The sequence below is a fragment of the Legionella stuttgartensis genome (assembly GCF_977063405.2).
In genome coordinates this window covers 295,449-317,880 of record NZ_CDRUHA020000060.1, presented here as the reverse complement: position 1 = coordinate 317,880, position 22,432 = coordinate 295,449, and the positions used below count along the sequence as shown (strand labels likewise).

Sequence of the window (22,432 nt, the reverse complement as noted above, 5' to 3'; positions counted from 1 at the left end):
TGACCGCTTCTTAAGCAGCCGGAGCGTTCAGTAAGCGAGTTTCGCCTTCTTCTTCCGATAATTTCTTAGCAAACCAATGATCTTTTAAATCCACTTCTCGATCCGTTTTTACCTCATTAAGAAACCTACTGAAAAAGAAAGGATTACCTGCAGCTAAGCGCCCTAACCCTATAAAAACACCTAAGCCAAAAAGAGTGAAACTCAAAATCATAGCTATATCGGCAATTAGACGGGGAGCGTCATGACGAGGTTTAAACTCAGTGTGAGCAGCAATCATTATGTCATCAGCTTGTTTTTTAATGGGAAGCTCTGACAATCGAATATCCAACGCTTTTTTATAAAATCGATCAATTGATTGATCGTATTCGTTTTCATATTCTTTCTCTTTACTTAGGGCAATTTTTTGATCGCGGAACTCTTTTAGGGTTAATAGATCTTGAAGCAAAACTGAGGTGATTTTTTTATATTTCCCTTGCCTTAGAATTGCTATCTTAAAAATTTTATCCTGCAACACGGCGTTCATTAATTGACTTTGAAGAGGCTCTTTAATGCCATCAAGTATTGGTCCGAGTTGTTTTAGAAGTAAATCTAGAGACTTGTTTGAAGATTCAAGTGAAATAACTTTGGCCTCAAGAAGCTTTTCATAAATAATTTTGATCATCGTTAATTGCTTATGAATTTTTTTGGCGCATTCAGCAGTTACTGCAGGATTTAATTGTTCAAAATTCATTATGATGCTAGAAAATAATGGATTATCAAATATAAGTTTTTTTTCCTTTACAGAAGTTGCTCTTCTTAGCTTAGAATATAATCGATACAAACTATCCTCTGTTTGTTTTATTTTATGTTCAACTTGAAACGGTTCTGCTGGTAACTCTCCAATTAATTGATTTAAGAAAGCAAAATTTCTTCCTCTCTCAGTAATCGTTTGCGCTGAATTGATTCTTTCAAGATACGTCTTAAAAGCAAGTGCTGTGCACTCGCTTAATTGAGCAGCATAATATTCTTGCTCTTTTTCTGGAAGCATCTGATATTTTTGTTTCAATAATTTAAGCGCTGCATTTTTATCTTCCTCTTTTGAAAAATTGTGCAGGAGCTCTAGGAATTCTCGTAGGTTTGCGAGCTCTACCTGAGCATTTTCAACGGCTTTGCTCGCTTCAAAAATAAAGGAAAATTCTTGGGATAATTTTTGCAATTCTGTAAAAAATTTCTCTTTGGAGATTAGATCGGCATGTTCTTTAAACTGACGAACTTGCTCTCCAAAATAGTGGATTGTGCGTAATTTAATAATTTTCTGTTCAACATTATCTTTACGCTTTTTGAAATCAGCCTCTTCAGTTTGAAGTGCTTTATCCATACGTTGCCACAATTCTTGATTATTCGTGACACGTTGTACCAAAACACTCGGCATTTCTGCATGTAACTCTTCCAAACATAGAGTAACAAGTTGCACACCATTCATTTGGTGTAGTGCTTCATCACTGATGAAATAGAAAAAAGGACTTTCAAAAACTTCGTCAGAAGGTTTTTCTATAGCACCGAGATGCTTTTTTGCTATCAATTCATTTGCTTCTTTAAATCGCTCTACGGCTTCTTGAAACATATCTACTGTATCCCTCATATCATCCCATGAGGCTTTATTCGTCTGTTGTTTTTTTAAAGTTCGGAGCATGGCAATCACATCAGAGCCTGCAGTAAGAAGTCTACTGACCTTGCTCCAATAAGAAGAAGGATGAGATGTTTCATATAGCTGGGCAGGATCTTCGTAAGGTTTAAAACGCAAAGAACCAAGATCTTTAAGATCAAGAGTAAATAAACGTCTTAAGATAGTACTTTCACGATACTGAGGTACAAAAGCATGTCCAAGACTAAGCTCTGCATTTTTATTCCAGTAGTCAACGAAAATATTTGCTGTCTGCGAAGAAGCATGCTCCCAAAGATTAAGTGTTTCTGCGTTTTGTGCTAAAAAATCCACATATTGATTAAATTGCTTAGCCAGATTATTTAAATCTAATCTCGTATAATCAATAAGATTGATTTGAGCATGGGGTAAGAGATTTTGTTGTATTCCTGATATCAGTTGAGGAAAGGAAATTTCTTCTTCAGGAGTTAAAGTAATTGGTTGAATCAATACCTTAGCTTTATCTATGATCTTTCTCAGTTTATCAATTGAATCCATGCTGATAGAAACTGGTTCATCGCACAACACCCAGCTCGTACTCAAATCGGACATCGCTTCAAGAGAAGATGGAAATGGATTTTCCAGAGTCTTAATTTGCTTTTCAATCTGTTGAAGAAAGAATTGCAGTGCTTCTTGCTCTTGGGTAATCGGCTGTTTTTGAAAATGTTTCTGAATAATCAATAACTTTTCCAAGACAACTTTACTTTCTTCCTGTAAATCATCGTATTGATTTTTTAGTAAAAGTTCCTGATGAGTTTGATTCAGTTTCGGATCAATCTTAAGCTGTAACTCAAACAACTTCTGGATACGATCTATTGCCTTCTGATAAGGAAGTGGAATATTTTTTAATTGAATAATTTCTGAAATCTGATGTTTCAACGTTTCATAACTTTCAATATGACCTTGTTGTAAATTTTTAATCGTCACTAATAAATTAGCTTGTAAATTGGAGAGGATGAGTTGACTCTCAAGATCCAATTGACACTCAATAATGAACACTTGATAAATACGTTTCAAATAACTATCAAAATCAAGCGCAATGTAACTTAAGGAACTATTTTCAATAGCTACAGCACTTTCGGGTTTGGTGAGCAGGAATGCTAGTAAATTTTCTTTATGATCTTCGTCAGCCAGTAATCTGAGTTTATCTAAAGTTTTTTTGATCTCCGGCCAATTCTTATCGGTAATTGTGACTTGCATTGCCCCATATTTATCCGGTGGAAAAACTTTTTTTTCATACATTAGCTTTGATTGATATATGGGGTCACTAAAATATAAGGAGCCGGCAGCGGTATAAGTGTCAGAGGCCCCCTTTAATGAATGGCCTTGACCGAATTGATCATGATCTTGCTGGACATTATCAGGATACTTCTTTGTCCCCATTAAAAATTCTAATGCTGAAGCGGCTGGTGCTGTTTGCTCAAGACCAAGCATAAGTAAGCAATCACTGTCATTGCGGTGAAAATAAAAATGACCACTGTAACCATTGGCTGATATTTTTTTTCCGTAAAAATTATCTTGCCCCTCACCGCCCATAGCGATATTAATACCAAAATCTTGGGGGGTTTTGATAAGTCCAGGTAATTGCCCCATTAAACCCAGCAAAAATCCCTTCCCTTCGACAACTTTGTCGTCCTTACCGCGACGCACATTATGCGTTGCTGAGCGCGAAAAAACATTTTTTCCATCAGGAGGAAAATAATTTAATAACTCCTCTCTATTTGCTAAAGTTAACCCTTTATAGTCAAGAGTAATACGACTGGCATGAGATAAATAATCAGCGATGGTTAATTGATCCGAGGGGGCTTGTAGTTCTGAGGATTTGGATAAATAAGGGCGTACCTTGAAATCACCAGAAGCTAAACAAGACAGCAATAACTGGGTCATATTAACGGCAATATCATTCTTTGGATTATAGATAAAGGTTTTAACCCATTGCTGAGCAACAGCAACCTGATCTTGCTCAATGGTACACGAAAGGATATCGAATTTTTTCTCAAACATTTTTTTAAACAATATTGAATTTGAGCCGAATAATAACAAAAAAAGCGTATGGATACAAAAAAAACCAATTGTATAATTGATGATCCAGTTAAACTTAAGTGTTCACTATGGAGTCTGGGGTACCGCAAAAAGAATTCGGTAGTTTTTTGCCGCTGATATTAAACACCCGGGTTCTGCTTTGGGGCACCCAGACTAGATTGTATTGCTAATGGTTAATATTTAAAAAATCATCATAAAAATCAATCAATAAAAAATTATCAGATAAATGGAAAGAACTCGAGAATTATTCTATTCTTAATAAACTTGAGTCATCGACTCAAGGAGATTACTTAAACAATTTATTATAAGGATAGTAATAATGAATGCATGGAATAGTGTAATTTTTGTAAAAAGTAACAAGTCAATGTCTGATATGAATGCAATGGCAAAATGGGATGGCGTAGAAAAAATGTGGTCTACATCAGGTGAATGGGATTGGTGCATCAAATTAGATCAAAAATCATCAACTCCTGAAAAAGCTGAGGAATTTGTTGCTCGTATGCGTGCAGGCCACTGGGTAACAGAAACCAAAACAAATTGGTGGAAAGAAATTGCTGCAAAATAGTAGTCTTAGCTCGGAGCAAGGGCTCCGAGCCTCGCACGAGATACTCTCATCTAATTTTCTCATAACTCAAACTTACTCGACTCCTCATTATATGCGCATATTTTAAACTCAGTGATATGCTATCATTACATAGAGTTCAAGGAGATAAAGACTGACGATGTAACGGTCCCCCTCTTCTCAATCAAGTTCAAACTTAGCAAGTAGGTACGAATATGTATGGATTTTTTGATTTTAAGAGATTGGGTATGTCATTAAAATTAACAGCACAAGATAGAATTTTTATTTATCTTTTTAACCAATCAAATCGTGAAAAACAGTTGGGGCTGATTAAAAATCAGAAGATTGAAACAATTGCGCGCATCGCCTCTCACATTCCTTCTATCGAAGTTTTTTGCAAAGATCCAGAATTAGATGAATACTGGGGGAAAATATGGAGTGCCTATGGGATAGCTTTAGCTGAACAAAATAATTTACCTTTGATGATGTTTTTTTCTCAACCCCAATTAAATCAATTTGATTTAGTACGGGGAGCCTATTTTTTTCACCTCTCGCAAGAACTAAGAAAAAATATAAAGAACAATTTTGGATTTTCTGAGCTTGAATCGCTCAAATTTGCAATTCGATATGGTTCTGTTCATGCAATTCAACGTTACAATGAATATATTTATCTAAAACTGCAACAGGCTAGCACGGAAGAATCTTATGCTCTTTATCAAGAACTAATCGCCAATAGTAAACTGATGCTTCCACATTATGGCAGTTATGGCTATATGGTTTTAGCAGAAGCAATATCTCATTACTGCTTTTGGTTGCTCAATAATTCTAAGACTGAAGAAGCAAAGTCCGAATATGCTCATGTTATAGAAGCACTGGATTATGCAGAGTTAATTTTAAAGAAGAGCGAGTACAGCATTCAAAATGCAAGTATAGGTAGGGGCCTTAAATGCAGTAATTCTATGGGATTTGAACTACCCCCACAAGCCAAGGATTTTTTTATTGCACATTATACAAATTCTATTGCAGCTAGCTCAGATCCGGGCTCGAACAGCTCAATTTCTGATCTAAAATAGCACAAATGGTCTATATTATAAATAATTACAAATGATTCTTATTTTAAATGAATAAGGGAGGTTCTGGTCATGTCCCCTAAAATTTATATCTCTTACGCAATTACTCCCAAAAAAGAGCTATTTATCTCAAGCTATCACGAAAAAGTCCAATCCATGGTTAATGGCTTCGCTTTAGTTAAAAATGATGGCTTAAAACCAGGAGACTTAAAAAAACTAGATAAAGAGCTTCCTGAGCAATATGATAATAACGATGTAAAAAATAAGCTCCTTGAATTATTAACAACCATTAAACAGAGTGGAGATTTTGATAAAGTAACTTATAGAGGCGATTTAAATCTATGTACTCACAAAAAGGAAGAGTTGGCGCCCTTTTTATTTGATGGCACGATAAATAAATTTTTCGCTGGAAAAGAGGTTAAGTTAATTTTGGAGTCAGCTAATGTTGAATATGTACAAGGTGCAATAGATTTTGCAAACACAATAGAACTAAGTAATGTAATTTTGCAAACGAAAACAGCAACTAAAGATGGGATATCTAAAACCTATCCACCACTAGATGCCAATAACAATCTGGTAGAAACATCTGTTCCGGTACCAGAGTCCGGTGCGCTAGCTAGATCATCTGTTAATATTAAAGATCCTCATGCTTTAAGTGATGCCCTAGGTAAAGTTGGGATTTTTAATGCTACAAATAGTGAGACCACTCCCACTGAAACCAATAATTCTCCAAGGCCTGGCTTTTCAACCGAAGTAGAATAAGTGATCAAGGGGAGGCACAACCAAGACCTCCCACCACCTTAAGTACTAATTACCTGATACCAGAATTCAATAAAGCCATAAATTCATAAGGACTTAGTTGGTTTGAGAAATAAGTTCCTTGTCCATATTTACAACCATATTGTTTCAATTGTTCTCTAATTTCCTTATTTTCTACTCCATCAGCCAAAACCTCTAGCTCTAAGGTTTGTGCCAACTTAATAATGGCTTCAACAATTTTAGATTTCTTCTGATCTTTAATCATGTTTAAAATAAGGGACTTATCGATTTTTATTTCATTGATTGGGAAATTGACTAAATAAAGAATCGAAGCATAACCACTACAAAAATCATGTATTGAGAGCTTCACACCCAAACTACTTAATTGATTTAACACTTCAATTGATTGTTCCTGATCCGATAAACAAGCGCGCTCATTAAACTCTAAGGTGAGATACTCAGGAGCAATTTTATTTTCTTTAAGTAATTTCTCTACAAACTTTGGTAATTTTTTATCAATCGCATCCTGAACGGAAAGGTTAACGGATGCAAAAATTTTATGTCCAGCCTGATGCCAAAGCGCTAATTGTTTCGTAACATTTATTAACATGAACGAGGTTAATTGTTGGGTTAGAGTCGATCGCTCAATAAGTGGCATAAATTTTTCCAGACTGATTAAGCCATATTGTTCATGCACAAATCGAACCATAACCTCAGCCCCAATGATTCTCCCTGTTTTCAGTTCCACAGAAGGTTGATAATAGATTTTCATCTCCTGATTTTCTATGGATTTCTTTAAGGCATTCATTACAATTCGGTTGGTAGTAAAGTCCTCTTCCATATTTGCATTATAAATAGCAAAAAGCTTTTCTTTCTTTCTTGCATGAAAAACTGCTGTTCGTGCATGACTGATTAACGAAACATCATCTTCTCCATCACGAGGATAAATGGCAGCTCCGGCAGTGGTACCAATATTTACATGAATACCATCTACTATAAAATCAAGAGTCGTGGTTTCAACAATGGTTTCCAACAGGTGATTATAATTAACATGTTTATTTAGTCTGGGTAATAATAAAGCAAATTCATCGCTTTCTACCCGAGCAATAATATTTATCCCCATAGTAGCCTTGAGCATAAAAGGATTAATTAACATATCTTTTAATTTTTTAACAAACTGAATTAAAACACTGTTGGCATTAAAATTACCGAAATTATCGTGAATCACCTTAAAGTCGTTTAATTTTAATATAATGACCGCCAATTCATTTAATTCTTCCATTTTACTAATAGCTTGTTTAATTTGCTCACTAAACAGAAAGGCATTAGGTAACTGTGTAAAATAATCATGTTCGCTTTTATATTTTAGTTTTGATTCAAGATCGCTACTTTTATATAGAAGAGCTTCAGTTTTATCAGCAACAAGTGATTCTGTGGTATTCACCAATCCATGGAAAAATGATTGTCCCCAATAAGCAAAGAGGAAAGGAGTTAAATCGAGAATCCAAATGGCAGGGTTTGTTGTTTGCGCCCTAACAAAACCATTCAGATTGACAAATCCGGTTATTTGATAAGACACAACCAGGGAAGCGATTAAAATACTGCAAAACGAAATGCTTAATCCTATATAAGCATACTTGCTCACGTATTCTTTTAAAATAATTGAACTTCTTGCGAGCTTGTAATTTATGTCCATATAAGTGAAGGTAAAGTGTATCCATAAGTTAATTTTAGTACTTTAATTTATAATTATATGAAATGAATCTACAGTGTATGTAATTCCTTATTAAATCAATAATCGAGCCCTAGAACTACCCTAATGTATATACTTCTAATCACTTAGTCGGTTTGGGCTTTACTAAAAAATAGGTTGGCATATCCCCTATTCCCTTAACTAAAATGGTTCCTCTTTTTTCAAACTCAAAGAGATCTTTAAGCAGTTGATAAGTTTCTTCACTTACATGAATTCGATCGGCCTCACCATGAGACTCCATGCGGCTGGCTATATTGATGGCTTTTCCCCACAAATCATATGCAAATTTTTTCTTTCCAATAACCCCACCTACTACAGCGCCAGTATGAATTCCTATGCGAAGATGAATGGGAAAAAGAGAGTCTTCATTTACCGTCTTAATCTTTTCCAGGACACTGCATGCAAAATTAGCTACGCTTTCAGCATGAAATCGGTTATTGATTGGTGCCCCTGCTACCGCCATATAACAATCGCCTATCGTTTTAATTTTTTCAAGACCGAATTGATCCGTAAGCTCATCCATAGCTGAAAATATGAAATTTAACATCTCGATTAACTCACTGGGAGTCAGCTTGTCAGCTAATTTCGAAAAATTGACAATATCAATAAATACGGCTGTGACCGAGGAAAATCGCTCAACTATTGTTTGTTCGCCCTGTTTTAAGCGCTCTGCAATAGCACCTGGTACAATACTCAACAATAGATCATCTGATTTTTTCTTTGCTTCTTTTAATTGGGCAAGATAAAGTTTTTCTTTATCCCTTAGCATTTTTTTCTCTATGGACGATTCTATTCGTGCTTTAAAAATAACCGGATTAAATGGTTTAAGCAGATAATCATCAGCTCCCATTTCGAGGCAACGTACAACTGCATCAATTTCTTTAAGAGGAGAAATGACAATCACAGGTAGGTAGTAATAAAGATTGTGTCCTCTAATTCTTTTTAAAATTTCAAAGCCACTTATCCCTGATGTAATTATGGATAAAAGAATTAAATCGAAATTGCCAATATCGATTTCGTCAAGTACTTTGGAAGCATCCCCGCAAGGTGTGGCATCAAACCCATAATGCTTGAGACGGCGTATTAATAAGTCTCGTGCCATTTCATTATCTTCAACCACCAGAATAGAGCCTCTGTATGCTTTAGGTTGATATATAATTTTCTTTTCGAGGGGGGGAATAGAGATAATCACATCATGAATTATTATGTTCGACTTCTTAAACTGCGCTAATAAATCAGAACCCTTCCATTGTACTTCAGCTAGTTTATTGATTTCGTCAATGTACTCAATAAAGAATTTTGCTGCCAGAAGAATTTTTTCGATATCATGAACAAACTGTTCTTGCTCTCTTGAGAACTCTTCATCTAAAAGTAACTCACAATAGCCAATCACCGAATTGAGCGGTGTAAGTAAATTAAATTGCAAATCACTGCTAAATGTTTTCAAATTAAATGCTTTAGTTTTTCTCGCAATCGTCCCAAAGCTTAATACTTCATCGACACGGCTTTGCAAAAGTTTTCCTGATTGTAAAATCTTTTTAAGATCATCCTCATGCATGTCAAGTTGATAGAATGCAAGTTCATCGAGTAAAATCTCAGCATAGCCAATAATAACATCCAGAGGTGTAGAGAACTCACTCCGAAGACTGGCAAATAAAGCTTCTCGTTCACGTGTCCGTGTTAAGTCACGATCTTGCTTTGTTTTTTTATTGAGACTCATTCTATTCCTAATCGAGTTAATCCTTTTTTACTCTGCAGGTTTTTCTACTAAGCGCTCAATTTTCTCAAGTAAACGCGGAAGCTCTATAGGCTTTACTTCGTACTCGTCACACCCTGCAGCGACCGCTTTTTCCCGATCCCCCACCATCGCATGGGCCGTTAAAGCAATAATAGGGATAACTTGGGTTTTGGGATCTGACTTGAGTTGTCGCGTCGCCTCATAACCGTCTAAAACAGGTAGACTTAAGTCCATTAAAATAAGGTCAGGATGTTCAGTTCGGGCCATGATGACTCCTTTTTCTCCATCGATTGCGCTGAGCACCTCATATCCCTTACGTTGCAAACGTCTTGATAGCATATCAAGATTCAATTCATTATCTTCCACAATCAAGATCTTTAGCGCCATAGCACTATCTCCTACCGTTTTTTAATTATTTGCCCAATCTGCTCTGTAATCGTTGCAATAAGTTGCTCGCGATTATAAGAATTTTTTTGTAAAACAACTTTACTCGAATTCATTAGAAAATCGCGTTCTTCCTGAGTTAATTCTTTTGCAGTGACGATAATTACTGGAATTTGAGCCCATTTTTCATTTTTTTGTAATTCGCGAATCACAGCAAAACCATCCATCTCGGGCATGAGTAAATCCAAGAGGATAAGAGAAGGGGTTTGTTCAGCCAAAAGAGCTAAAGCATCACGACCATTTTTAGCCTCCAGCACATTCCCATTCGATTTTTTGATGGATCGTCGCATGATTTGCCGCGCATCCGCTTCATCATCCACAATTAATACGGATTTGAGTGCATCCTGAGGCAGGATGTGCTCAATTTTATCCATAAGTGCTCTTGGCTCAATCGGTTTATTAAGATAGTCAACTGCACCTAAAGCAAAACCCAGGTCTTTTTCTAGCAACATAGAAACTAAAATCACGGGAATATCGACAAGATTGGCATCAGATTTTAATGCCGATAAAGTAGCCCATCCATCCATCATGGGCATAATAACATCAAGAGTAATTAAGTCAGGATGATATTTTCTTGCCAAAGAAAGACATTCTTCACCATGGAACGCATGCAATACACGAATTCCAGATTGATTCAGACTTTTTTCCAATATTTTATGTATTTCAGGATCATCATCGACCACTAACACCGTTTTAACTGCAGCCTCATCCTTGACCGTCAGTTTTGATAATTTTTCCGTGGGCATTTTCTCAACGCCCACGGTACTAATCGTTGGTAACATAATAGTAAAGGTCGAGCCTTTACCATATTCACTCTCAATAGTGACATCACCCCCTAAGATTTTAGAGAAGCTTTTGGTCAGATAAAGACCTAATCCAGTACCACCAAATCGACGGGATGTGGATGACTCTGCTTGAGAAAACGCTTTGAATAATGTTCCTAATTGCTCACGGGTCAAGCCAATTCCCGTGTCACTGACCGCAAATTGGATGTACGATTTACCATTACTCATTATCTGCTTCACGGATAAAACGATTGTGCCCTCTTTAGTAAATTTAGCTGCATTGCTTATTAAATTTAATAGACATTGCCTGACTTTGACGAGATCGGTGTGCATGATATTCACTTGAGGATCAAGCTCATATTTAAATGAATTCATATTCTTATTCACCAAGGGAACAATAATAGCCTCCAGCTCCTTTATCATATTGGGAACGTTGACATCTTCCAGAAAAATGTCCATCTTGCCCGCTTCCATCTTCGATAAATCCAATATATCGTTGATAAGGGACAACAGATGTTTTGCTGAGGACTCTATTTTCTTGAGGTCGTCCAAATAACTTTCATGTCCCTCATCTTCCATCTCTTCTTCTAATAATTCGCAGTACCCTATGATGGCATTAAGCGGGGTACGTAATTCGTGACTGGTATTAGCAATAAATTCAGATTTTGCTTTATTGGCTACTTCCGAATCTTTTTTCGCTTCGTTTAATTGAACCACCAGCTTTTCCAGGTTTTGATTTACATTCTTCAGCTCCATGGTTCTTGACTCGACCAATTCGTGTAAATGCTCTTGCGTGTATTGTAGGCTTTCAGACATTGCATTGAACGTTGTCACGACCTTGTTCAGATCCTCGTAGGGAGTCATGTGTAAACGATGTTGTAAGCTATTATTTTTAGTTATTCTTTGCATTGCCGCAGTCAATGTGTTCAATGCCTTAGAAATAGCATGGATTAAAATGGACGCCACAATAATCGTTAAAAACAAAATTCCAATGGGTAAACTGATCATAATCATACGATTGGTGGAAATAAGCTTTTGAAACCTCAATAATGATTGCTCCTTTAAATTCTTTATTATGGCATCCAAGTTGTCAAATTGCTTCGAGAGACCTACTAGATTTTTTTGTACTTCGCTGTGATTTATTTGTAATTGCACATGGAAATTATTGAGTTCTTTCCTTAGAGAAATAATACTTCCAGAACCTTTAGTTAATTGATTAGCAACCACATCAAATTGACGACTTAAATCTAATGCAGATTGATGGAGTTGTGGATTATCCTGTAATAAATTGATTAATTGCTGCAACTTAGAATGAATTAACGGTATCAGTGGTAACAATTGATTCTCTTCTAAATTATTCAATTCATCTGAATTCTCTTCTTCCGCAAGTTGCTCGATTAATCCTATCAGCAGCGCCAGTTCGGTATTAATTTTTTCATCTACGCGGAAGGCATCTGAAATATTATTAAAAATCAAATCTTCTAAAGTTTTATTAAGCTGGTCACTGTGTCCCAGTTTCCCCTCCTGAAGGTAACCACGAAGTTGGCGGATATTTTTTTTATATTGATACGTCAGAAGACCACTGATATTTTCTGACTGGTTGTGGATGGTTTTAACTTCTTGATCAACCATTTGTTTTTGTATAGTTAATTCCTTTTTTACTTTCAGGAAAGATTGAGTCAATATCAATAATCTATCATCGATTTTTAGAAATTCCTGATAGATGACCTTAAGATTTTTCAGGGCTTGCAAAACAGAAGCAGCTTGACTGGTCACCCTAGTTAACTTTTCTTGACCTTCAATAAAACGAATCTCTATAGGTAGACGAGGCTCTAAATTCAATAAATCACGCTCTTCACGTGCTGTTAAAATGTTTTGTTGTCTCACTAAAAATAGCGCGCGAGCATTACTCATTTTAAACCGGGCACTTTCGATTGAAAAAACGGTTAATAAAAGATTCTGATTTTGAATCAGTTGATGGTTGAGATATAGCGCCGCCGAGCTAAGAATCAGTGTGAAAATAAGGGTAAGAATAAAAAATAACAGAAACACATTGGCCAATGATAATTTTAGTTTCCGGTACATTAATGCTCCTTCCATTTATTCTGAACTGGATTTAATTCAGTCCATTCGAAAGAGGTAAATTTTCCATTTCTTAATATAGTAGGCCAAACCGTATGCAAGGCCTGGTGATTGTTTTTATCATAACTAATGGAAATACCGATTCCTATGTCCACATCATTCAAGTGTTCCATGACATCAACAATCCCTTCTCGTGTCAACTTATTCGCATTTGCAGCTCTTTGTAATGCCAACACAAATAACTTCGTCGCCAGATAACCTTCCAATGATATGTGGTCAGGAGCGGCATCCTTTGCATATTTTTTTAGACTTTCTCGATACTCTTTGACGGCGGGGAGATCCGAGGCATAATTCGGGACCACTTGGGTCACGATCACACGATTATTTCCAGCAGCTCCAAGTTCCTTTGCTAAAGTTTCACTTCCTACAAAAGAAACATTAAGAAACAAGGTATGTGGCAAGTCTTTCATCGCCAACTTAATGAATTGGGCAGCGGGCTGATAAGGAGCAACGATAATGATGGCTTTAGGAGTTTTTTTTGCATCCAGAATCTCTGATAACCCCTCTTCCACATTTAGTGTATTTCTGGTGAAGCGGCCATGGGCCAATTTGTTTGAATCTTTATAGCCGGCCTCTTTTAATGCGGTTATAGCCCCAAAATATCCAGAGTCCCCAAATAAATCATTTTGAGTGAAAAATGCAATCTCATCCGGTTTAATTCCTGCTTTCAGTAACCCTTTTACCATGGAAGCAGTTTCTTCTGCATAACTTGCCCGAAAATTAAAAACGTATCGATCAGGGGGAGTTTTACGGAGTACTTGCGCCCCAGCGTAACATCCATAGAGTAATGTCTTTAATTCTTTAGCGATAGGAACTGAAACCGCCGCTGTAGGTGATCCCACATTGCCTATAATAGCAAGTACCTGCTCGTGAGTAATTAATTTGCGCATGTTAGGCGCCGTAAGCGAAGGTTCATATGAATCGTTAAGTACGATCAATGTTAACTTTCGACCATTGATCCCTCCGGCAGCGTTTATTCTGTCAAAATATAATTTTTCACCAAGAGTGATGCCTTGTCCCAGGGTTTGTGCTGGTCCCTCTAAGGCCGTACTACTTCCAATCTTGATAGGTATTTGACTACTCGCTTGGATTTCTTGGGCAAATGAGGGCTGAACAAGATTAAGAAATATGAATATAATCCCGCCCACACTGCCGAATAAAAATGAAATCCGTCCTTTTTTCATTTACTTATCCATTAAAAAGCGAACTTTATAATAAAAAAATTATAGTTGATTAAATGAACCTCGGCATTATAAATAAGTATATTTTTAGGAAATAAATTAAAGTTTTTCGGATGAACTTCTCGCATAATCCAAGTGCTTTGCAGTATCTTGGATTACGGTTGCCATACTCTATCTTTATTCAAATTTCTACAGCTTGGGGCCAAACGCCACATTGAACCTGCCCAATATGTTTTTTCTGTAACAAAAGCATTACCAAGCGCGACTGACCAATACCGCCCCCAATTGTTTGCGGTAAAGAACCGGATATTAATTTCTGGTGCCAATCAAAATCCAATCGATGTTGGCACCCTGTTAATGCCAGTTGGTATTTTAAGATGGATTCATTAACGCGAATACCCATAGAAGAAATTTCAAAAACATCTGAAAGTATCGGATTCCAAACTAGAATATCTCCGTTTAGTCCAGTTAATCCTACTTCATTCACCGTACTCCAATCGTCATAATCCGGGGCTCGTAAATCATGGGGTTTTCCATCCGATAGTGCCCCACCAATTCCAATTAGAAACACTGCCCCATATTTTTTAGTAATAGCCCGTTCTCTTTCTTTTGGTGATAGATGCGGATACAAGGCGAGTAACTCTTCAGAATAAATAAAATGAATATATTCGGGGAGAAATGGTTTTAATCCATATAATCCACTAACCATTTTTTCCGTTTTCTTTATTGCTCCATAGAGCTCAATAACCGTTTTTTTCAAATAACTTAAACCGCGATTTTGATTATCAATGACACGCTCCCAATCCCATTGGTCTACAAAAACTGAATGGGTGGCACTTAACACTTCCTCGTCAGGTCTTAAAGCACTCATATGAGTATAAATACCCTCTTCTGCTTGAAATCCAAAGTCTGCCAATAATTTTCTTTTCCATTTCGCTAATGAATGAACAATCTCAAAAGAACGATCCGGTATGGCTTTCACCTTAACAGAGACTGCTTGTTCTGTGCCTGATAAATTATCTTGTACACCATCCCCGACACACGTTAATAATGGTCCTTGTACCTCAATCAGTCCTAATTTTTCTTCCAATTCACGAGAAAAAAAAGCCTTAACAAAGCTTATTTGTTTTTGTTTTTCGATAAATGCCTGTTTCATAATTCAACCTTCAAAATTAATAAAGTTAACATTATATTGCTTTTTTTGATTATATTTATTGTGTATTTAAAATAAATATAGATAAAGAAAAAAATATTCATTAAAATGGCAATATTTTTATAATTTATTTAAAAAACTACCATGAAAGACCTTGAAAATTATCAAATCGATGATCTGGACAAAAAAATACTTAATGCCTTAATAAAAAATGCGCGTACCGCTTATGCCGAATTAGCTAAAGCGTATGCTGTAAGCCCAGCTACGATTCATGTACGTGTAGAGAAAATGCGTCAGGCCGGAATTATTGAAGGGGTGCATGTGCATGTTAACCCTAAACGATTAGGTTATGATGTCTGTTGTTTCATTGGAATTACTCTTAATCATGCAAAAGATTACCAGGCAGTCTTAAAAAAACTGGAAGATTTAGAGGAAGTCATTGAAGCTTATTACACGATTGGCCATCATTTTAATATCTTCATTAAAGTAATGTGTCATTCAATAGACACGTTACAGCAGCTCTTAGTTAACAAAATTCAGCTTATTGAGGAAATACAATCAACTGAAACCTTGATCTCATTACAAAATCCCATCATGCGCTCAGTAACTCCTTAAGTGAGATATGATGGAGCTAATTATGTGGGGTAGTCATGCTTAGCGTGTCTTCTTTGGTTACCTCTTCTTTGGAAGAGGATGGTGAATCTTGGGGGATTAGAGGTATCTCTTTAACCGTGCCTATGTTACTCGTAGACAGAGGAGTCATATCTATAGGCTCATCATCCTCTTCCAGTGAGAGAGATTCCGTTTTACTCTGCTCAAGTGATTCAGATTTTGAATTACTTTTCTCAAGGGATTCAGAAAATTTACTCATAAAACTGGAAAAACCACCGACCACTGCATTAACGGATTTTTCTTTTAAATCTTTTCCTTCAAAACTTTGAAAGAATGACTTTATTCCCTCTAGTCCCGCGTTAACATAGGCTTTAGTCATAGTCCATAATTTTGATGGGAAACTTTGTTTTTCATCGTCAAGTATCCGATTCAAATTTTTGGTGACATTTAAAGTGTCTTTACCTAATTTCTCTAATACTTGTGGGGTAACTTTTGAAGGATTCTCTGCTTTTGAAGTATCCTTTTCTGCTTCGTTTGATTCTTTAGTGGTGTCATTTTGTGCAAGAACTGCCCGTTGCAAGAACGATAGCCCTGTGCTTTGCAAGGAGGTAGCTGCATTGCTCAATTGTAATACTTCTAAAGAACGAACTGTTTTAGAAAGATCTTCTTTAGAAGTGCTGGAGCTTAATTTTCCCTCCAGTTCTTTTAAATAGTCTTCCTCTGCCGCAATGACTTTTTTTCGCGCATTTTTCATCAAGTCTTTATCATCAGGGTCATTCAGTACCTTTTTATGTTCAGCTCTAATATCCTCTATAATTTTCTTGGCCCTATCTTGCTCATCTAAGGTGCTCATCGCAAGTGATTTAGTATATCCCTTCATGCCTTGGTCAAAACTACCTGCCCACATTTTTGCGGCCGTATCAAAAAAACCTTTGCCTTCTTCATAACCTTTTAAAGCTCCCTGACACATACCAATAGTCCCTTGAATGCAAGCCTTTGCAAAACCGATTGCTTTTTCTTTCAGCGACTTAGAATCATCGAAAGCAAAACCAGTAGCCAAGTTCCAAGCGATTTTCATCGAATTTTTAGCGTTACTAAGAACTGCACCAGGATCAATTTTTTCGTCTTTAGTCCGCTCATAAGTCATAATTACAGCGTTACTTAACAATTGTGCTTTGTTAGTATTACTATGCAAGGTTTCGAGCGACTTATGCGCTTGATCGACCTTAGTTACATCCTCTATATCTTCTTCTAACTGTTTGACTTGCAATTTAATCGCTTTTCTAAGCTCGTCCTTTGCCTGGCGATATTGAGGAGGCATTGACGAATGCTTCCAATCTTCAAGATTTTGTTTTATTTCTGAAATTAATCGTTGGGAATCCGATTTACTTTGTTTACTTTGCATAATCATTTTTCTAGCAATATTCCATACCCAAAAGTATAGCTTAAGAAGTCGATATATGCTGTTCCAAACAGCATCTTAAGCATCACTTAATAATCACTATGCTAATATAAAAAACAAACCACCTCTGGGGTAACAATAAAAATGAGAAACGCTCTAGCTGGTATATTGACCCTACTTTTATTACCCTTCACTGCACTTGCAAGCGTTGCAATAGTTGCATTGTTGCTTGCCATGCTCGCCCTTGTTTTTCCCGTCCTAGTTCTTGGCGGTACTTTCAAAGGCGCAGGGTATCTCTCAGAGAAATTTACGGAATGGTTATTCCCAAACCAAAATAAGGAATTAGATCCAGGAAATGGGCCTCTAATTAGCTCAATATCAACAACTCTCCTCTTCCTTTTATTACTCCCAGCACCCGTTGCTGTAGGAGCGGTTCTTGCAGCAGGGGTTATTTGCACTTTATTGATCCCCGCCTTAGCCGTGAGTAGCGCGTATCTTCTTGCAAAAGATGCAATAAGTCGTCTTTTTACGGCACTCGATATGAATAATGACGAAACGCCGATAAAACACAGCTACAGCAAATTACCAAAAAATTCAGATGAGGTTCTGGAAACTCTAGAGGATATCCCTTGTTTCGGTTCTTTATTTAAACAAATACCATCGTTTACCACCCCCAAAGAGGCACAGAACACGGTCGAGTCTCTGCCTGATTCATCTTCTCAGTATAATAGGTATTAATTCACTTAATTTTCTTTAATGGCATTTCTCATAATTACAATTTTTTTACCCTCATTTATAAAGAGTATTTTTGTAATTTCTACCCCAATGAAGAAAATTTGCGAAGAATAAAACATCCATATCAAGATAATAATTAAAGAGCCTGCAGCTCCAAATATAGAAAATTTATGAAATTGAATCAGATAATATTCAATGAGAATTTTACCGCAGCTAAATAATACCGAAGTGATTAATGCGCCTAACCACACATCACGCCATCGCAAAATCACATCAGGAAGAACTTTAAATGTCATAGCAAATAATAATGTAATTAGAACAAACGAGAGCAAATGGCTGATGATAAAATCCATTAAAATACTTGTACCTACAATATAATTTAAATACTTACCTAAAAGTGCTAAAAAAGTACTAAAAATTAATGAGACTAATAATAAAAAAGCCACACCTAAAACAATTACAAAAGGAAAAAAACGATTTTTTATCTTGGTAAACCATCCCCTGTTCGGATTAATTTTGACGCCCCATATCTCATTTAATCCCACTTGAATTTCCGTGAAAACGCCCGATGCACTAAACAAAAGAATAATGAAGCTTACTATTTTAGTAATAAAGGAGTTGGTGGGCTTGCTCGCATTTTGAATTATTTCTTGAATTTGTAACGCAGGTTCTCTTCCTATTAAACTGCTTGCTTGGGACAAAATTTGGCCACGAGACGCTTCCTCTCCAAATACCATACCAACAATGGAGATACAAATTAATAAAATTGGAGCAAGTGAAAACAGCATATAATATGCTAGGGCTGCAGCCTTACTTGAAACTCTATCGTCACTCCAATTATTAAATAGTTCTTTTAAAAAACTCCAAAAACTCATTAAAATCATTTTCGTCCTTATTTAGCTGAATTATTTAATATTATTTTGTTACAATCTGCAGCTGTGTTTTCCATTAAAAAATAGAACGACTTTTATAATCTTGGATAATGATTAATGAATCAATTTAAATTTATAAAAATAATTAATTATCAACTAAATACTTACGAATTGATAGCCGCATCAATCCAAAGAGACATATCGCTTTTAGAATCGAAGAACAACCAGGAACAAACAAGAGATGAAGCAAATACTCTCGAGTGTTCTAGAGAACGTTTAAATATCTTGATTGAATCGACTTTTCTACAAATTTATTCCCAATTAGAAGCAGCCTTGTATCATCAGTGCAGTGCTCATTTAATTAAGAAAAACGCAAGTATATCGCGATTTGAAATGGCCCTTAGAGAACTAGGATATCGTATTGATAGTGAGTACTGGAGCGCATTAATCGATATTTCTAAAGTTCGAAATTGCCTCGTACATGGAAATGGAAGATTAGATTCAGACCGATATGGAGTAGATACCAAAGAGACCATAAACTCTCTTAACTCAGATGCAAACGCCTCTCTAATTGAACTAATTAATTTGCAGAATCAGGAAGAAGGAGTTTCTCGAATTAAACTCAATGAACAATTTCTTCATTATTGTTTTATCAAAATTAAAGCTTTTATTGATTCGCAAAAATAAAGTTTTAGTTAGCATCAATACACAAACAACGTAGATATTTTTGATATCTTTATAAAAGAAAGGATTATGGGGATTAGATATTCGAAATCATACTAAACTATACTGTCACTTACTGCATAAAAAATAATTTTGACATTTCATCACTTGCAGAGGCACACCACAAAATATTTAGCGCATCCGTATACTGCAGAGGTTTGATAATACAACCAGATACATGCAAATCCCTGGTGATGAGCTTTTCTTCCGTAGTGTATACGCTAGTAAGCACAAAAACCTTTATATCGCCAAAATCAAAGCCTTTCCTTAACTTTTTCAAAAAATCAATGCCGTTCATTTGAGGCATGTTGAGATCAAGTAATATCACATTTGGCTTAATCTTATTCTTACCATGACGTCCATATAGCAGATCCAGCGCCTCTTTCCCATTTTTTGCTATAGCAATCCCGACTGCCTTATTCATTTTGGTAAACTCACGTTGCATCGTCTCAATATCCACCTCATCATCTTCTACATACAAAATATCAACCTGAGTAGTCATGTTGCGTCTCCCTATCTGGTACATCGAATCGAGTAGCTAACTCCATATGTACTACATTAATTATAATATACATTGGCGCCCTCGTTTTTTCTGCGGGTTTATTCCAGGATAGAATTAGGTATCTACCCGCAATTTGTTTCATTTTTCGTCATAATTCATGGGGTAATTATTTATAAGTAATAAACGTTAATTCATATAAATGAACCCCAGTATGACCCAACCAAGATAAATGCTTGATAATAATTCAGTTTGATTAAATTAAGATCAGCTACTACACTAAAGTTGCATTTATCACATGGAGGTCGTAATGAATAAAACTATCAATTTTGTATGTATTGCTTCAACTATGCTGGGTCTAGGTGCTTGTACTACAACGGAGTCTGTTAACTCACCTGGATACCGTACTAACTATGCCTATTCTTCTGGCTATGTTTCACCAGGATATACTAGAGGTTATCATGGAGTAGGATGGAATAGTGGCTACTACAGCAGTCCTTATCGCTACTATAATACTTCTTCTTATAGGTATACACCTAACTATTACTCGGGGGTCGGGTATTACTCTAACAATTTAGGATATAGCACTGGAAACATAGGATATTATTCCGGCTATAGAAACTATAATAGACATATTGGATACCACAATAATTATGTTGGATATGGTAATACCAAGTATTATAACCACCACTTAGGATATAAAAAGAACCAGGTCGGTTATCAAGGTGGTCAAGTCAATTATCAAAAAAGATATAGACATTCCCAAGTTAATTACCAAAGTAATCAGCTAGGCCAGCAAAATACCCAGTTTAATTATAGTCAAGGAACTTATCAAAAAGGACAGGTAAATTATCAGGCTGGTCAATCACAAGGAACATATAGAAAAAGCCAAATGGTTCCTCAAAATTGACAGGTAGGTTATTAATAAAATTACCAATTCCGAAACGTAGGTTAGGACCAGAGCTTGGTCCTAACCTGTTAATACCTCTGCAAATACTAACCCTGCCAAAGATATCTATAATTAGAACGAATAGAACGTAAAAAGTATGACCACTTTTAAAATCTATTGTAACCAATGTAATTAATACTTTTTACTCTGAAAAAGGAACGATAAAATGTTAACCGCAGCTTTTATTTTTTTAGTTATAGCGATTGCCTCAGGATACATTGCATTTAAAGGAACCGATCCTGGGTCCATAGCTAATGCTAAAATTGTATTTTATATTTCTACAGTGATTTTTCTCATTGTACTGATTATATATTTGTTTCATTCCCCCGCACCAGAGGTTACGATAATTCAAAATCCTCTGTTAGATTAAGCGATTTTTGCCGCTTGAAAATTTAATACATTTTAAAGCGGCAAAAGATAGAGCACCGGTATTATTTTACTGGGTTAGACTATTGTGCTGAAGTGCTTCAGAAACAGGAACGAATTGAGGCTCGACTGGAGTTTTAAGAGCATAAATACTTCCAGATAATAATGATGATTTACTAGTTTGAAGCGAGGCCGGCAACTTAGATGCTGCTTCTTTATCAAGTATTATCGTAACATCTTTATGAGCATACAAAGCGGTTGCAGGAATCTCTTCATTCGGTGAAGAGGCAGCATAAACAGCAGAAATAATATCTGCTTTGGCCGGACCTGTCGCTAGCAAATAACAGGCTTTGCTGTTTTGCAAAATCGTTCCAATTCCCATGGTTATTGCATGAGTCGGAACCTCGTTTATTGTTTTAAAAAATCGTTGATTCGCTATACGAGTCTTATCATCTAGCTCGATTAATCGTGTTATCGAATTAAATGGGGAGCGTGGTTCATTAAAACCAATATGACCGTTTAAACCTACACCTAAAATTTGAATATCTATGCCACCAACCTTTTTAATCATTTCTTCATATTTTTTCGCATGCTCTTCAATTAACTCAAGTGGCACAGTTCCATCAAGCATATGAATATTTTCTTCTTTGATATTCACATGATTGAAAAAATGATGATGCATGTAGTAGTTATAAGATTGATTATGGTTTGCTTCTAAGCCCCAATACTCATCTAAATTAAATGTAATCACTAATGAAAAATCTAAGTTTTCTTCTTTATGCAGACGAACTAATTCTTTATATAAAGGTTCAGGAGTACTTCCTGTTGCGAGTCCTAAAACTGTTGGTTTATTTTTCTTATTATTTTCTATAATTTTCTTTTGAATTTCTCGAGCAGCCCTACTTGCCATACCTTCAGGTGTTTCCCTAACAAAAATGCGACTAAACATAAATATTTTCTCCG

At 36.0% G+C, this 22,432-nt stretch carries 19 protein-coding genes; 8 read left to right on the top strand and 11 right to left on the bottom strand.

The window, feature by feature from the left end; translation table 11 throughout:
• Positions 1–10 precede the first annotated feature (10 nt).
• Entirely contained in the window at positions 11–3,685 is a 3,675-nt protein-coding gene (locus ACWTEW_RS20770) for a LepB GTPase-activating domain-containing protein (RefSeq protein ID WP_454780412.1), read from the bottom strand.
• A 358-nt stretch (positions 3,686–4,043) separates the two neighbouring features.
• On the opposite strand from ACWTEW_RS20770, the gene ACWTEW_RS20765 reads away from it, so the two are divergent.
• The 3 genes from ACWTEW_RS20765 (at position 4,044) to ACWTEW_RS20755 (ending at position 6,118) form a co-directional block, all read left to right on the top strand.
• On the top strand, positions 4,044–4,289 hold the full coding sequence (locus ACWTEW_RS20765) for a hypothetical protein (protein ID WP_454780411.1): 246 nt from the start codon (positions 4,044–4,046) through the stop codon (positions 4,287–4,289).
• 245 nt (positions 4,290–4,534) lie between these two features.
• Positions 4,535–5,359 carry a DUF5630 domain-containing protein gene (locus ACWTEW_RS20760; protein WP_454780410.1) on the top strand — a complete coding sequence of 275 codons (825 nt, stop codon included), beginning with the start codon at positions 4,535–4,537 and terminating at the stop codon, positions 5,357–5,359.
• Between the two features lie 69 nt (positions 5,360–5,428).
• Positions 5,429–6,118 (top strand): hypothetical protein, encoded by a 690-nt coding sequence (locus ACWTEW_RS20755; RefSeq protein ID WP_454780409.1) that lies wholly within the window; start codon positions 5,429–5,431, stop codon positions 6,116–6,118.
• A gap of 49 nt (positions 6,119–6,167) precedes the next feature.
• On the opposite strand, the gene ACWTEW_RS20750 is transcribed toward ACWTEW_RS20755, so the two are convergent.
• The 6 genes from ACWTEW_RS20750 to asnA form a co-directional block, all read right to left on the bottom strand.
• Positions 6,168–7,811 (bottom strand): putative bifunctional diguanylate cyclase/phosphodiesterase, encoded by a 1,644-nt coding sequence (locus ACWTEW_RS20750; RefSeq protein ID WP_454780408.1) that lies wholly within the window; start codon positions 7,809–7,811, stop codon positions 6,168–6,170.
• A 139-nt stretch (positions 7,812–7,950) separates the two neighbouring features.
• Positions 7,951–9,588, bottom strand: a complete 1,638-nt coding sequence (locus tag ACWTEW_RS20745; RefSeq protein WP_454780407.1) for an adenylate/guanylate cyclase domain-containing protein — start codon at positions 9,586–9,588, stop codon at positions 7,951–7,953.
• A gap of 27 nt (positions 9,589–9,615) precedes the next feature.
• Entirely contained in the window at positions 9,616–9,993 is a 378-nt protein-coding gene (locus ACWTEW_RS20740; RefSeq protein WP_454780406.1) for a response regulator, read from the bottom strand.
• Positions 9,994–10,004: 11 nt separating this feature from the next.
• Complete coding sequence (locus ACWTEW_RS20735) at positions 10,005–12,920, bottom strand: response regulator (protein ID WP_454780405.1); 2,916 nt, start codon at positions 12,918–12,920, stop codon at positions 10,005–10,007.
• A complete protein-coding gene (locus tag ACWTEW_RS20730) occupies positions 12,920–14,161 on the bottom strand; it encodes an ABC transporter substrate-binding protein (protein WP_454780404.1) in 1,242 nt (413 codons plus the stop codon). Before ACWTEW_RS20730 ends, ACWTEW_RS20735 begins: the two co-directional genes overlap by 1 nt.
• Before the next feature lie 178 nt (positions 14,162–14,339).
• On the bottom strand, positions 14,340–15,314 hold the full coding sequence (asnA, locus tag ACWTEW_RS20725; protein WP_454780403.1) for an aspartate--ammonia ligase: 975 nt from the start codon (positions 15,312–15,314) through the stop codon (positions 14,340–14,342).
• A 141-nt stretch (positions 15,315–15,455) separates the two neighbouring features.
• Here asnA and asnC point away from each other — a divergent pair, with 141 nt between their 5' ends.
• The gene (asnC, locus tag ACWTEW_RS20720) at positions 15,456–15,926 is read left to right on the top strand and encodes a transcriptional regulator AsnC (RefSeq protein WP_454780402.1); all 471 of its coding nucleotides are present in this window, start codon (positions 15,456–15,458) and stop codon (positions 15,924–15,926) included.
• Between the two features lie 16 nt (positions 15,927–15,942).
• Here the strand turns inward: asnC and ACWTEW_RS20715 are convergent, their stop codons facing one another.
• Complete coding sequence (locus ACWTEW_RS20715; RefSeq protein ID WP_454780401.1) at positions 15,943–17,328, bottom strand: hypothetical protein; 1,386 nt, start codon at positions 17,326–17,328, stop codon at positions 15,943–15,945.
• Positions 17,329–17,469: 141 nt separating this feature from the next.
• On the opposite strand from ACWTEW_RS20715, the gene ACWTEW_RS20710 reads away from it, so the two are divergent.
• Entirely contained in the window at positions 17,470–18,063 is a 594-nt protein-coding gene (locus ACWTEW_RS20710; protein ID WP_454780400.1) for a hypothetical protein, read from the top strand.
• A 5-nt stretch (positions 18,064–18,068) separates the two neighbouring features.
• On the opposite strand, the gene ACWTEW_RS20705 is transcribed toward ACWTEW_RS20710, so the two are convergent.
• Positions 18,069–18,944: a YihY/virulence factor BrkB family protein gene (locus ACWTEW_RS20705; protein WP_454780399.1), complete on the bottom strand. Its 876-nt coding sequence runs from the start codon at positions 18,942–18,944 to the stop codon at positions 18,069–18,071.
• 105 nt (positions 18,945–19,049) lie between these two features.
• Between ACWTEW_RS20705 and ACWTEW_RS20700 the strand changes: the two genes are divergently transcribed.
• Positions 19,050–19,619, top strand: a complete 570-nt coding sequence (locus tag ACWTEW_RS20700) for a hypothetical protein (protein ID WP_454780398.1) — start codon at positions 19,050–19,052, stop codon at positions 19,617–19,619.
• A gap of 109 nt (positions 19,620–19,728) precedes the next feature.
• Here the strand turns inward: ACWTEW_RS20700 and ACWTEW_RS20695 are convergent, their stop codons facing one another.
• Positions 19,729–20,157 (bottom strand): response regulator, encoded by a 429-nt coding sequence (locus ACWTEW_RS20695; protein ID WP_454780397.1) that lies wholly within the window; start codon positions 20,155–20,157, stop codon positions 19,729–19,731.
• A gap of 307 nt (positions 20,158–20,464) precedes the next feature.
• Here ACWTEW_RS20695 and ACWTEW_RS20690 point away from each other — a divergent pair, with 307 nt between their 5' ends.
• Complete coding sequence (locus ACWTEW_RS20690; RefSeq protein ID WP_454780396.1) at positions 20,465–21,064, top strand: hypothetical protein; 600 nt, start codon at positions 20,465–20,467, stop codon at positions 21,062–21,064.
• A gap of 205 nt (positions 21,065–21,269) precedes the next feature.
• Positions 21,270–21,473 carry a DUF1328 domain-containing protein gene (locus tag ACWTEW_RS20685; protein WP_454780395.1) on the top strand — a complete coding sequence of 68 codons (204 nt, stop codon included), beginning with the start codon at positions 21,270–21,272 and terminating at the stop codon, positions 21,471–21,473.
• 66 nt (positions 21,474–21,539) lie between these two features.
• Here ACWTEW_RS20685 and nagB read toward each other — a convergent pair whose 3' ends face one another.
• Positions 21,540–22,418, bottom strand: coding sequence for a glucosamine-6-phosphate deaminase (gene nagB / locus ACWTEW_RS20680; RefSeq protein WP_454780394.1), 879 nt, complete (start codon positions 22,416–22,418; stop codon positions 21,540–21,542).
• Between the last annotated feature and the right edge of the window lie 14 nt (positions 22,419–22,432).

Coding starts and splice junctions, on each gene's coding strand:
- ACWTEW_RS20770 (WP_454780412.1), bottom strand. CDS start 3,685: ATGTTTGAGAAAAAATTCGATATCCTTTCGTGTACCATTGAGCAAGAT.
- ACWTEW_RS20765 (WP_454780411.1), top strand. CDS start 4,044: ATGAATGCATGGAATAGTGTAATTTTTGTAAAAAGTAACAAGTCAATG.
- ACWTEW_RS20760 (WP_454780410.1), top strand. CDS start 4,535: ATGTCATTAAAATTAACAGCACAAGATAGAATTTTTATTTATCTTTTT.
- ACWTEW_RS20755 (WP_454780409.1), top strand. CDS start 5,429: ATGTCCCCTAAAATTTATATCTCTTACGCAATTACTCCCAAAAAAGAG.
- ACWTEW_RS20750 (WP_454780408.1), bottom strand. CDS start 7,811: ATGGACATAAATTACAAGCTCGCAAGAAGTTCAATTATTTTAAAAGAA.
- ACWTEW_RS20745 (WP_454780407.1), bottom strand. CDS start 9,588: ATGAGTCTCAATAAAAAAACAAAGCAAGATCGTGACTTAACACGGACA.
- ACWTEW_RS20740 (WP_454780406.1), bottom strand. CDS start 9,993: ATGGCGCTAAAGATCTTGATTGTGGAAGATAATGAATTGAATCTTGAT.
- ACWTEW_RS20735 (WP_454780405.1), bottom strand. CDS start 12,920: ATGTACCGGAAACTAAAATTATCATTGGCCAATGTGTTTCTGTTATTT.
- ACWTEW_RS20730 (WP_454780404.1), bottom strand. CDS start 14,161: ATGAAAAAAGGACGGATTTCATTTTTATTCGGCAGTGTGGGCGGGATT.
- asnA (WP_454780403.1), bottom strand. CDS start 15,314: ATGAAACAGGCATTTATCGAAAAACAAAAACAAATAAGCTTTGTTAAG.
- asnC (WP_454780402.1), top strand. CDS start 15,456: ATGAAAGACCTTGAAAATTATCAAATCGATGATCTGGACAAAAAAATA.
- ACWTEW_RS20715 (WP_454780401.1), bottom strand. CDS start 17,328: ATGCAAAGTAAACAAAGTAAATCGGATTCCCAACGATTAATTTCAGAA.
- ACWTEW_RS20710 (WP_454780400.1), top strand. CDS start 17,470: ATGAGAAACGCTCTAGCTGGTATATTGACCCTACTTTTATTACCCTTC.
- ACWTEW_RS20705 (WP_454780399.1), bottom strand. CDS start 18,944: ATGATTTTAATGAGTTTTTGGAGTTTTTTAAAAGAACTATTTAATAAT.
- ACWTEW_RS20700 (WP_454780398.1), top strand. CDS start 19,050: ATGAATCAATTTAAATTTATAAAAATAATTAATTATCAACTAAATACT.
- ACWTEW_RS20695 (WP_454780397.1), bottom strand. CDS start 20,157: ATGACTACTCAGGTTGATATTTTGTATGTAGAAGATGATGAGGTGGAT.
- ACWTEW_RS20690 (WP_454780396.1), top strand. CDS start 20,465: ATGAATAAAACTATCAATTTTGTATGTATTGCTTCAACTATGCTGGGT.
- ACWTEW_RS20685 (WP_454780395.1), top strand. CDS start 21,270: ATGTTAACCGCAGCTTTTATTTTTTTAGTTATAGCGATTGCCTCAGGA.
- nagB (WP_454780394.1), bottom strand. CDS start 22,418: ATGTTTAGTCGCATTTTTGTTAGGGAAACACCTGAAGGTATGGCAAGT.